The organism is Paenibacillus sp. FSL L8-0470 (assembly GCF_038008625.1).
Classification (GTDB): domain Bacteria; phylum Bacillota; class Bacilli; order Paenibacillales; family Paenibacillaceae; genus Paenibacillus_AQ.
On the sequence record NZ_JBBOZM010000001.1, the window covers coordinates 2149376 to 2162380 of the forward strand.

At 57.1% G+C, this 13005-nt stretch carries 4 protein-coding genes and 3 pseudogenes; all 7 read left to right on the forward strand.

All coding sequences use genetic code 11. The features are described from left to right. Window positions 1-7: 7 nt before the first annotated feature. A pseudogene (locus tag NST99_RS09675) lies at window positions 8-3753 on the forward strand (amino acid adenylation domain-containing protein); the annotation flags it as partial. A 112-nt stretch (window positions 3754-3865) separates the two neighbouring features. Further along, window positions 3866-5914, forward strand: coding sequence for a condensation domain-containing protein (locus NST99_RS09680; protein WP_341091321.1), 2049 nt, complete (start codon window positions 3866-3868; stop codon window positions 5912-5914). Then, a pseudogene (locus NST99_RS33660) lies at window positions 5914-9098 on the forward strand (amino acid adenylation domain-containing protein). Before NST99_RS09680 ends, NST99_RS33660 begins: the two are co-directional and overlap by 1 nt. 249 nt (window positions 9099-9347) lie before the next feature. Next, window positions 9348-10610, forward strand: coding sequence for an ACP S-malonyltransferase (fabD, locus tag NST99_RS09695; RefSeq protein ID WP_341091323.1), 1263 nt, complete (start codon window positions 9348-9350; stop codon window positions 10608-10610). Between the two features lie 14 nt (window positions 10611-10624). Continuing rightward, window positions 10625-11032 carry a condensation domain-containing protein gene (locus tag NST99_RS09700; RefSeq protein ID WP_341091325.1) on the forward strand — a complete coding sequence of 136 codons (408 nt, stop codon included), beginning with the start codon at window positions 10625-10627 and terminating at the stop codon, window positions 11030-11032. After that, complete coding sequence (locus NST99_RS09705) at window positions 11025-11459, forward strand: hypothetical protein (RefSeq protein ID WP_341091327.1); 435 nt, start codon at window positions 11025-11027, stop codon at window positions 11457-11459. The genes NST99_RS09700 and NST99_RS09705 overlap by 8 nt, the downstream gene beginning before the upstream one ends. A gap of 17 nt (window positions 11460-11476) precedes the next feature. Further along, window positions 11477-12841: pseudogene (locus tag NST99_RS09710) on the forward strand (non-ribosomal peptide synthetase); the annotation flags it as partial. Window positions 12842-13005 lie beyond the last annotated feature (164 nt).

Consider the following 13005-nt stretch of genomic DNA (forward strand, 5'->3'; position numbering starts at 1 on the left):
TATCGGGTTGACGCCTGGAGGGCCAGCAGAGTCCGAGGCCAACCTGCCGCTTGCGCCGGATTCCCGGCGGTTGGCGTATGTGATCTATACCTCGGGGACGACCGGGAACCCCAAAGGGGTGATGATTGAGCACCGCGCGGTGGTTAACTTCATCACAGGGATGACGAGAGTGATTCCCTTCGGCCCGGCGAAGTCGGTTTTATTTGCGACCACGCTGTCCTTCGACATCTCGGTGGTGGAGACGCTGCTGGCGTTGACGCAAGGCATGCGGATCGTGGCGGCGAGCGAAGAACAGCAGAAGGACCCTCAGCAGCTGGCGGCGCTGATCGAACGCCAGCGCATTGGGATGGTGCAGATGACACCGTCGCGGCTGAAGATGCTGCTGTCGGCGGGCTGCGTGGCGTGGTTTGAAGGCGTAACGGAAATACTGGTCGGCGGGGAGGCATGGACGGACGATCTGCTGGCTGAACTGCAAAGCAAATCGAAGGCCGCGCTATTCAATATGTACGGTCCGACGGAGACCACGATTTGGTCCGCGGTGCGGGAAGCGACCTCCGACCAGACAGTGAGCGTCGGGGGACCGATCGCTAATACGCGGCTGTACATTGTGGGTGACAACCGGCAGCTGCAGCCGATAGGCGTCGCGGGCGAGCTGTGTATCGCGGGTGACGGTCTGGCCCGTGGCTACCACAACCGGCCGGAGCTGACGGCGGAGAAGTTCGTAGACAACCCGTTCGAGCCGGGGATGCGGATGTACCGGACCGGAGATTTAGCAAGATGGCTGCCGGACGGCAACGTGGAGTACCTGGGCCGGATCGACCACCAAGTGAAGATCCGCGGCTACCGGATCGAATGCGGGGAGATCGAAGCACAGCTTATGGCGCATGCGCAGATCCGCGAAGCGGTGGTCATGGCCCGTGAGGATGAGCAAGGACAGGCGTACTTGTGCGCGTACCTCGTAAGTGATGAAGCGGTTCCGGTATCGGAGCTGCGGGCGCAACTGGCAACACAGCTGCCGGATTACATGATCCCGTCCTACTTTGTGGAGCTGGAGAAGCTGCCGCTGACCCCTAACGGCAAAGTCGACCGGAAGGCGCTGCCGGCGCCGGACCGGGAGGCGAACAGCGAAGGCTATGAAGCGCCGCGGGATGCGCTGGAGACGCAATTGGCGGAGTTGTTCGCAGAGGTGCTGGGGGTAAACGAAGTCGGCATCGGGGACTCGTTCTTCGAGCGCGGTGGTCACTCGCTGAAAGCGATGACGCTGGTGTCGCGCATACATCAGCAGCTGGCGGTGGAGCTGCCGCTGCGGGAGCTGTTCGCGCGTCCGACGGTGAAGGCGTTGGCGGAATATGTGCGCAGCACGGAGGAAAGCGATTACGGCCGAATCGAGCCGGCAGCGGCGCAGGCATCGTACCCGCTGTCTTCGGCGCAGCGGAGGCTATACGTGCTGCATGAGGTGGAGCCGGAGAGCACGCGCTACAACATGCCGGGGGTCATGGAGTTAACAGGGGAAATCGATGCGGATCAACTGGAACAAGCGGTTCGTACAGTTATCGCCCGTCACGAATCGCTGCGCACGTCGTTCACGTGGATCGACGGCGAACCGAGACAACAGGTACATGAAGACGTGGTGTTTGAATGGGTATGCCGGGAGGCAGATGAAGCGCAGGCGCGGGAACTCACCCGGAATTTTGTGCGGCCGTTCGAGCTGGATCAGGCGCCGCTGCTGCGGGCTGGGCTGCTGCGGCTGGCAGAGGAGCACCATTGGCTGGTGTGGGACATGCACCATATCGTCTCGGATGGCGTGTCGCTGAACCTTCTGGTGTCGGACCTTATGGCGGCGTATGCCGGTGAGGAGCTGACGCCGCTGCGGATCCAGTACAAAGACTACGCGGTCTGGCAGCAGGACACGCTCGGGGTAGAGCGGATGCAAGGGCATGAGGTGTACTGGCTGTCGGCCTATGCGGAGGAAGTGCCGGTGCTGGAGCTGCCGGCCGACCGGATGCGTCCGGCGGTGCTAAGCAGCGAAGGCGGACAGGTTCATGCGCAGATCAGCGCGGACGTAGCTGAGGCCCTAAAACGAATTGCCGCAGAGACCGGAGCGACGCTGTACATGGTGCTGCTGGCTGCCTATAACGTGTGGCTGCACAAGTACACGGGGCAGAGCGACATTGTGGTCGGGACGCCGGTGTCGGGGCGGACGCATGGGGATACGGAGCCGATGATCGGGATGTTCGTGAACACGCTGGCACTGCGCAACGCCCCGTCCGGGGACAAGCGGTTTATGGACTTCGTGCGCGAAGTGAAGGAGCGGACGCTGGCGGCATTCGAGCATCAGGATTACCCGTTCGAGGAACTGGTCGAGAAGCTGAACGTACGGCGCGATAGGAGCCGCAATCCCTTGTTTGACACGATGCTGGTGCTGCAGAACATGGAGCAGGCGCGCTTTGGGCTGGCGGATGTTGACGTTCGGCCGGTCGAGCTGAAGCATTCGACGACGAAGTTCGATCTGACTCTAAATGTATGGGAAGCCGAGATAGATCTTCTCCTGACACTGGAATACAGCTGCGCGCTGTTCAATGAGGAGACAGCCGGGCGGTACCTGATGCACTTCGTGCAGCTCTTGTCGCAAATCGCCGGTCAGCCGGAAGCAAGCATCGGCTCGTATGAGCTTGTCACGCCGGAAGAGAAGCAACAGCTACTGCACGGATTCAACGATACGGTGGCGGAGTATCCGCGGGAAGCGACGATCCACGGTCTGTTCGAGGAGCAGGCGGAGAAGACGCCGGATGCGGTGGCGGTCGTGTACGGGGATCAGCAGCTGACCTACGCGGAGCTGAACGGGCAGGCGAACCAGCTGGCGTGGACGCTGCGCGGGCAAGGTGTGGGGCCGGAAACGATTGTAGCGGTGATGGCGGAACGCTCACTGGAGCTGATGGTAGGGCTTTATGGCATCCTGAAGGCCGGCGGGGCGTACTTGCCGATTGATCCGGCGCTGCCGGCCGAACGCATCCGGTATATGCTCGGGGACAGCGGCTCGGCGGTACTGCTGATTCAGCCCGGGCAGGATTCATGCGGATTTGAGGGGACGGTCATCGAGCTGACGCCTGGAGAGCGGGTGCAATCCGAGGCCAATCCGGAGCTTACGCCGGATTCCCGGCGTTTGGCGTATGTGATCTATACCTCGGGGACCACAGGCAACCCGAAAGGGGTCATGATTGAGCATCGCGCGGTCATCAACCGCCTGCAATGGATGCAGAACCGCTACCCGGTCGGAGAAGGGGACGTCATTCTGCAGAAGACGCCGATAACGTTCGACGTTTCGGTGTGGGAGCTGTTCTGGTGGGGGATGACCGGGTCGAAGGTCTGCATGCTTCCGCCGCAGGGAGAGAAAGATCCGGCGGTGCTGGCCGAAACGATGGAGCGTTACGGGGTCACGGTGATGCATTTTGTGCCGTCGATGCTGAGCGTCTTATGGAGCAGGCCGGGCAAGCGTTTAGCCCGGAGAAGCTCGGCAGCTTGCGCCGGGTATTTGCCAGCGGGGAAGCGCTGAAGCCGCAGCATGTGAGCGGGTTCTACAAGTTCATGGAAGGGAGCGGAGCCACGCTTCACAACCTGTATGGGCCGACGGAGGCCACGGTCGATGTCGCGTATTACGACAGCGCTCCGACCTTCGCGGAAGCGGCGGTGCCGATCGGGGGGCCGATTGCCAATACGCAGCTGTACATTGTGAGTGACAACCGGCAGCTGCAGCCGATCGGGGTCGCGGGTGAACTGTGTATCGCGGGCGACGGCGTGGCCCGGGGGTATCTGAACCGGCCGGAGCTGACGGCGGAGAAATTCGTCGACAACCCGTTCGAGCCGGGTGAGCGGATGTACCGGAGCGGGGATTTGGCGCGATGGCTGCCGGACGGCAACCTGGTACCTGGGCCGGATCGACCAGCAAGTGAAGATCCGCGGCTACCGGATCGAGTGCGGGGAGATTGAGGCGCGGCTCATGACGCATGCGCAGATCCGCGAAGCGGTGGTCTTGGCCCATGAGGACGAGCAAGGGCAGGCGTACTTGTGTGCGTATCTCGTAAGTGACGCGGCTGTTCCGATTACAGAACTACGGGCGCACCCAGCGGCACAGCTGCCGGATTACATGATTCCGTCCTACTTTGTGAGCATGGATGGAATCCCGTTGACTGCCAACGGCAAGGTGGACCGCAAGGCGTTGCCGGCACCGGAAGCGGCTCATACCGGCAGCGTATACGAAGCGCCAAGCACGCCGACGCAACGGCAACTGGCAGAGATTTGGCAGGAAGTGCTGGGGGCGGAGCAGGTCGGCGTCCACGATAACTTCTTTGTGCTGGGCGGCGACTCGATCAAGGCGATCCGTCTGATCAGCCGGATGAACCGTGACATGGAGGCGGATCTCCCGCTAAAAGAGCTCTACCTGCATCAGACCATCGGAGAGCTGGCCGGGCTTTTGGCGCAGGAGTATGAGCCGAACCGGCAGCTGGAATCGGGGCGGGAGATGCTGGAGCAGATGAAGCGGCGCATCATGGTGGACCCCGAGCAGTTGAAGCACCTGCCAGAAGATTGCGAGGATGTGTATCCGCTTAGCAAAATTCAGCAGAGCATGGTGTTCTACTCCAGATTGCGGCCGGAGGAGCCGATCTACCACGACCAGTTTGTGTATCATTTCAAAATCGTGTCAGTGGAACAGTTTGCCGAAGCACTGCAGCGGTTATCTGACAAGCATCCGATTCTGCGCACCACCTTCGATCTTAAGCATTTCGAGGAAGAGGTCCAGATCGTGCACGCCCGGATCGTGCCAGCCCTTTCGGCGGAGGATGTCTCTTCACTTGGCCGGGAAGAGCAGGAGCGCGTTATCCGCACGTATATTGAGCAGGACCAGCGCCACTTGTTCCGCTTCGACGGCGAGGTGCTGTGGCGAGTTCGGTTGTTCCGGCTGAATAGCCAGCATGATTATTGCATGGTGTTTACGTTCCACCATGCGATTCTGGACGGCTGGAGCGTGGCTTCCTTCCAGCAGGAGTTTGAAGACATTTATCATCAGCTGCTGCAGGGAAACCCTGCGGAGGTTAAGCCGCTGCAAAGCAGCTATAAGGATTATGTGGCCATCAACCGGTTCCGGGAGAGCGACGAGGAGAGCCGGCAATATTGGATCAGCGAATTGGCGGGGTATACCCGTAATAAGCTGCCGTTTAACTACGCAGGCAAGAAGAGGGAACGCGGGGCAGTCAGCAAAATTTATCGCAGGCCATTGAGCAGCACGCTGCTGGGAGCCTTGAAGCGGCACGCGAAGCGGTACGGTTGTACCGTCAAGGAACTGTGCTTGAGCGCGCACGTATATTTGCTGGGTATCCTGACGACGGAGGAAGAGATTGTCACGGGCGTGGTCAGCCACGACCGGCCGCCAATCGAGGATGCAGATAAAGTGCTGGGCTGCTTCCTGAATACGGTGCCGATCCGCATGGGGGTAGCACATGAAGTGTCCAAGTCGGAACTGGTGAACCGTACCAAGCAGCAGCTTGCACACATGAAGGCGCATGAACTGTTTTTGGTCGATATCGCCCATGCGATCGGCGATGTATCGAGCCCGTCGGTCAACCCGATCTTCGATACGCTGTTTAACTATACGGATTTCCATGTGCTGGAGGAGATGGGGCCGAGACAAGAGTTGGTATCGGAGACGGCGGCGCTGAGCTTGGAAGCAAACGAAATGACAAATACGTGGTTTGATCTGGAAGTATCGCAGTACTTTGACAGGCTGAACATGCAGATCAAATATACGCCGGCTTATTTTGAGGACCGGGAGATCGAAACGGCGTTTGCCTTATGGTACGAACAATCCTTGAGGCCTTGTGTGACGAGGAGAACGATCTCTTGTCGATGGAGCATCTGATGACGGCTGCGGAGCGTCAAGGGATCGTGTACGAATGGAACCGAACGGATACGCCGTACGCAGTAGAGAAGACGCTGCATCAACTGTTCGGGGAACAAGCAGCGAGGACGCCGGAGCGACCGGCTGTAAGCTGGAACGGCCAGCAGCTGACCTACCGGGAGCTGGACAAGCGGTCGAACCGGTTGGCGCGGCGGCTGCAGGCCCAGGGGTGAACGTCAATGATCATGTCGGGCTGATGACTGGCCGGGGCTTTGAGATGATCATTGGCATGCTGGCGATTCTGAAAGCTGGCGCGGCGTATGTACCGATGGATCCGGACTATCCGCAAAGCCGGATCGCGCATATGATCAGCCATGCGGGAATAAGCGTCGTTGTCGCCGATCAGGCGTATGCAGAAATGCCTGCGCAAATCATCGACAGCCGGGACCCTTCGCTGATCGGGCATTCCGGTGAGGCGCTTCACCTTACCAAAGATTCGCACGAGCTGGCTTACATTATTTACACCTCGGGTTCCACCGGAGAGCCGAAGGGCGTCATGATAGAGCATCATTCGGCCGTGAACTTGGTCAGCTGGGTCAATCAGGAATTTGGCGTTCATGAGGAAGATCGGCTGCTGTTCATCACGTCGATGTGCTTTGACTTGTCGGTGTATGACATTTTCGGACCGCTGGCGGCAGGCGCCCGGATTGTGATTGCAGACCGGGAGCAGGTGCAGGATCCTAAGCAGATGCAGCAGCTGCTGGAACAGGAAGCCATTACGATTTGGGACTCGGTGCCGACGACACTGAACCATGTGCTGCATGGTCTGGAGGAACAGGAGAAGGGCATCCGTCAGCAGGCATTGCGTCTGGCGCTGGTAAGTGGGGACTGGATTCCGGTGAATTTGGCGGAGCGAGCGAAGGCAGCCTTCCCGAACGTCCAGGTGATTGGACTTGGGGGTGCGACGGAAGCCACCGTATGGTCCAACTACTATCCGATCCGGGAAGTAACGGCGGATCAAACAAGCATTCCGTACGGCAAGCCGCTGGATAACAACACCTTCTACATACTGGACGCCAATCGGCATCCGGTGCCGTACGGGGTGGCCGGCGAGCTGTATATCGGGGGAGTAGGCGTAGCCAAAGGATATATGAACGATACGGCGAAGACCAGCGCATCGTTTATGACGAATCCGTTTGTGCCGCAGGGACGGATGTACAAGACGGGAGATATGGGTCGGATGCTGCCGGACGGCAATATGGAATTTCTGGGGCGCCGGGATCATCAGGTGAAGATCCGCGGCTACCGTGTGGAGCTGGGCGAAATCGAGAGCCAGCTGCTGAAGCATGAGGCGGTCCGCGAAGCGGTGGTGATCGACCGGGAGGATGCCGCGGGCGGGAAATACTTGTGCGCTTACGTGGTGCTGCAGGAGGAGACGGCATCGGCGGACATTCGGGAGCATCTCGGGCGGACGTTGCCGTCCTATATGATACCGGGGTACATGATCCGGATGGAGCGCTTGCCGCTGACGCCTAACGGGAAGCTGGACCGCAAGGCGTTGCCGGAGCCTGAGGCAAGAATGGATTCGGAAGAACGGTATGAGGCAGCGAGTAATGAGACGCAGCGGAAGCTGCTCAGGATTTGGCAAGACGTGCTTGGCATAGAGAACATTGGGGTGAGCGACGACTTTTTTGCAATCGGAGGACACTCCTTGCGGGCGACCGCGCTGGTGACCAAGATCCAGAAGACGATGAACGCAGAACTGACGCTGCAGGATGTATTCCGCCTGCCGACAGTCAAGGAGCAGGCGCAGAAGATCGAAGGGATGTCGAAGACGGCCTACAGCGCCATCGAACCGGCGGCACCACAGGCGTCGTACCCTCTGTCTTCGTCGCAGCGGCGGCTGTACGTGCTGCATGAGATGGAGCCGGAGAGCACGCGCTATAACATGCCGGGCGTGGTGGAACTGGCCGGGAGGGTGGACCCGGACCGGCTGGAGCAATCGATTCGCTCGGTCATCGCCCGTCACGAATCGCTGCGCACGTCGTTCACGTGGATCGACGGCGAACCGAGACAACGGATACATGAAGACGTGACGCTGGAATGGGTATGCCGGGATGCGGATGAAGCGCAAGCGAGAGAACTTACCCGGAACTTCGTGCGGCCGTTCGCGCTGGATAAGGCACCGCTGCTGCGGGCCGGACTGCTGCGGCTTTCGGAGGAGCGCCATTGGCTGATGTGGGACATACACCATATCGTGTCGGACGGCGTGTCGATGAACCTACTGGTGTCGGACTTCATGGCGGCGTATGGCGGCGTGGAACTGGCGCCGCTTCGGATTCAGTACAAAGACTACGCGGTATGGCAGCAAGGTACGCTCGAGGTGGAGCAGATGAGAGCGCATGAGGCGTACTGGCTGTCGGCTTATGCGGAAGAAACGCCGGTGCTGGAACTGCCGACCGACCGGAGGCGTCCAGCGGTGCCCAGCAGTGAAGGCAGGCAGGTTCATGCGCAGATCAGCGCGGACGTAGCCGAGGGGCTGAAGCAGATTGCCGCAGAGACCGGAGCGACGCTGTACATGGTGCTGCTGGCTGCCTATAACGTGTGGCTGCACAAGTACACGAGGCAGAGCGACATTGTGGTCGGGACGCCGGTGTCGGGGCGGACGCATGGGGATACGGAGCCGATGATCGGGATGTTCGTGAACACGCTGGCGCTGCGGAATGCCCCGTCCGGAGACAAGCGGTTTATGGATTTCCTGCGTGAGGTGAAGGAGCGGACGCTGGCGGCATTCGAGCATAAGGACTATCCGTTCGAGGAACTGGTCGAGAAGCTGAACGTACGGCGCGATAGGAGCCGTAACCCCTTGTTTGACACGATGCTGGTGCTGCAGAACATGGAGCAATCGATTCTTTATTTAACTGATATTGAGGTTCGCTCCGTTGAACAAGATATTTTGACAACGAAGATGGATCTGACGATGATTGTTGCCGAAGTCGAACAAGGCCTTCAATTATCTTTGGAGTACAGAAGGGATTTATTTGAGCATGGGACGGCAGCGAGACTGCTTCAAGGATTCTGTGAACTTATCAAAGCCACGGTAACCGATCCTTCCGTTTGCATTAAAGAATTAAAGATGGAACTTTTTCCACAGGAAAAAGAAGAAGAGGAAGACGAATTATTCGATATTATTTATTTTGAATAACAGGGTCTGTTGTATTACTAGGGTTAATCTTCGGTAACATCTCAATTGGTTACAGAATTCTAGTTCCAGCCACGGAAAGCTTCAGACCACTGGTTTGGCAGTTGATCTGGAAAGAAGCTGGAACTAGAATTCACAAAAATCAATTTCTAATTTTGCCATATGTATAACTTTAATAAGTGAAAAAGTAAATATATAAACTTTATTGATATTATTGGACTTCAATATAATGAGGTGTTGCATTTGTATAAAATGGCATTTATATTTCCGGGCCAAGGCTCGCAATATGTTGGGATGGGTCAAGCTTGGCATTCAGCATATCCAATTGCACGGGAATTGTTCGAAATGGCCAACGATGCTCTTGGTTTCGATCTTAAAAAAATTTGTTTCGAGGGAAATCCGCAAGAACTTAAAAAGACGGAAATTGCCCAACCCGCAATTTTAACCGTAAGTTTGATTGCTTATCGAATCATACTTCAAGAGGTTGAAATTCAGCAGCCCGTCCTTGCGGGTCATAGTCTTGGAGAGATATCGGCATTATGCGCAGCGGAAACTATATCGTTTGCCGACGCAGTCAAGCTAGTGCATGCCAGAGGGAAATATATGCAGGAAGCGGTGCCGGAAGGCCGGGGCTTGATGTATGCCGTGGTTGGACTTTCATCAGAGCAAGTGAAAGAGATATGCAGGAAGATTTCACTAAATACAGGGGCCGTCGTGCCATCTAACTATAATGCCAGCAATCAAACGGTAATATCCGGGGTAAAAGGCGCGGTGGAAGAAGCGGTGATTTCCATGAAACATGCAGGCGCGCAAGTTATACCGTTAAAAGTCAGTGCTCCCTTTCACAGTCCGCTCATGGAACCGGCCGTTGCTCCGTTTCGCGCATTTTTGAACGGACTTACATTTCAGCCTTTGCGGCACACAGTTGTGTCGAATGTTACGGGGGACTTTTACAGCAGTGAACAGGATATTATTCCATTGCTCTCTGACCAATTAATAAAACCGGTTTTGTGGACGGCTTGCATGAACAGGATGGCTGCTCTGCCCGTTCATGCATTTATCGATACGGGGCCTCGTGAAACACTTGGGCCGCTTCTGAAGGAAGCTTTTCCGGAAGCGAAGGTGTATGCAATAGACTCCGTCCATTCGGCTATGCAGGATTGTCTTGACAACCTGAGGTCAGATCGGGAAAGAAGCCGTCTAAGAGGCAGGAGGAAGGTAATAGATAAATGCTTATCTATTGCCGTATGCACCCAAAATCACAATTCAAATGCGGATGAATATCAAAAAAATGTGCTTGAGCCTTATAAGATGATTCAGAGAATGAAGGAAGAAGTAACGGTTGCCGGAAAGGAACTGACATTAAAGCAAACGGAGAACGTTCTACAGCTGCTTGAGACTATTCTTAGAGGTAAGAAGCTGCCTGCCGATGAACTGAATCTGCGTATGGAGCAGGCGATTAACGAAACAGGTATGCCCGGTTTATTTCATGGAATTGCTGAGGTTACCCAATGATTGGAGGTTCAACAATGGATTCTTTAACCGTTAGGCTTATGGCTTCCAGCGGTAAATACTCGGAGGCCGTTGATTATTGGCTGGAGCAGCTTGCGGAATCCTCCGCACCGACAACCCTCTCCCTAGGCAGAGAGAACGGTATAGCCGGCCCGTCGTTCCGGCAGGTGGAGCAGCAGCTTTCGAAGGAGACCTTACATCAAGTAGAGTTGCTATCTAAAAACTCGGAACAGGCAATGTTCATGGTCTTAATGTCCGGAACGCTGTTGTTTCTTTCCCGGTATCTGAATCTTGCAGATTTATTAGTAGGTATGCCTCCACTGAAAAAAAAGGAAGCGAAGAAGTGGCTTCGGCTGTATTGCCGATTCGAATTCAAGTGGACTCTGAGAGTACTTTCAGGGACGTACTGCTCCATAGGTGCGTAACGGCTTAACGGAAGCCGCCAAACATCAGAAATTCCCCCATCCTTACATAGCCGAGAAATTCGGGCTGCCTATGAACGGTAACGATTTATTGCGTTTCGGTACGATTGTTTCACTTAACAGCATTCACCAAACGATAGACCCTCTTCTCTCTGAATGTCTCATACACATATTTTTTCAAAAGAAGGACGACGCCCTTTCCTTTGTACTGCATTATGATGCAAGCCGCTATGCCCATGAGAGTCTGATCAGGTTAAAGCAGCAGCTTGCTTACTTCCTTGAATTAATAATGGAACAGAAGAACACGCCGCTTGCCCAGATTGATATGGTTTCGGATCAGGAGAGGCAAGAGCTCCTGCACGGGTTCAACGACACGCGGCGGCGTATCCGCGGGAAGCGACGATCCGCGGGCTGTTCGAGGACCAGGTGAAGAAGACGCCGGATGCTGTGGCAGTTGTATACGGGGAACAGCAGCTGACCTATGCAGAGCTGAATGCGGAGGCGAATCAGCTGGCGTGGACGCTGCGCGGGCAAGGTGTGGGGCCGGAGTGTATCGTGGCCATCCTGATGGAGCGCTCTTTGGAGATGATCGTCGGGATGCTCGGCATTCTGAAGGCCGGCGGTGCGTATTTGCCGATCGATCCGACCTATCCAGCCGAGCGCATCGCCTATACACTGGCGGACAGCGGGACGCAGTGGCTGGTGACGACCCGTGCCGCCGAGCTTCAGACCCCGGCGTTACCGTTCGCGGGATGCCGGGTATATGCCGGAGAAACTGCCTTAGAAACAGAGCCGGTGCAGGCGGAGAACCCGCCGCAGGCGACGAAACCGAACGATCTGGCGTACGTGATTTACACCTCAGGAACGACGGGAAAGCCGAAAGGGACGATGATCACACACCGGAACGTAGTGCGGCTGTTGTTCAATGACCGCATGGCTTTTGATTTCAACGAACGGGACGTGTGGACGTTGTTCCACTCGTATTGCTTCGATTTCTCGGTATGGGAAATGTACGGAGCGCTGCTTTATGGGGGCAAGCTGGTTGTTGTGCCGCTGATGACGGCGAGGGACCCGGAGCAGATGGTGCGGCTGCTGCGGCAGGAGCGGGTGACGGTGCTAAACCAGACGCCGAGCGCATTCTGTGCGTTGTCAGAGCGGGAAATGGAAGAGGCGGACGCGGAGCTCTGCGTGCGGGCCGTGATCTTTGGCGGAGAAGCGCTGGCGCCGGGCCAATTGCGGGAATGGCGACGGAAGTATCCCCATACGGAATTGATCAACATGTACGGGATCACGGAAACGACCGTGCATGTGACTTACAAGAAGCTGACAGAAGCGGAAATCACAAGCGGCGGCATCAGCAACATCGGCAAGCCGCTTCCAACGCTGCGGGCCTATATTCTCGGCGAAGGGCAGCAGCTGCAGCCGATCGGGGTCGCGGGTGAATTGTGTATCGCGGGGGACGGTCTGGCCCGGGGGTATCTGAACCGGCCGGAGCTGACGGCAGAGAAATTCGTCGACAACCCGAACGAGCCGGGTGAGCGGATGTACCGGAGCGGGGATTTGGCGCGATGGCTGCCGGACGGCAATCTGGAGTACCTGGGCCGGATCGACCAGCAAGTGAAAATCCGCGGCTACCGGATTGAGTGCGGGGAGATCGAGGGGCGGCTTCTGGCGCATACGCAGATCCGCGAAGCGGTGGTCATGGCCCGCGGGGACGAGCAAGGGCAGGCGTACTTGTGTGCGTATCTCGTAAGTAACGGGGCTGTTCCAGTACCGGAGCTGCGTACACACCTTATGGCACAGCTGCCGGATTACATGATTCCGTCCTACTTTGTGGAGCTGGAGAAGCTGCCGCTAACCCCTAACGGCAAGGTGGACCGTAAGGCGCTGCCGGCACCGGACCGGGAGACGTACAGCAAAGGCTATGAAGCACCGCGGACAGCCCAGGAAGCCTTGATGGTATCGGTTTGCCAAGG

What these genes read in the sequence shown, in the direction of transcription:
- fabD (WP_341091323.1), top strand. Translation starts at nt 9,348, where the DNA reads ATGGCATTTATATTTCCGGGCCAAGGCTCGCAATATGTTGGGATGGGT.
- NST99_RS09700 (WP_341091325.1), top strand. Translation starts at nt 10,625, where the DNA reads ATGGATTCTTTAACCGTTAGGCTTATGGCTTCCAGCGGTAAATACTCG.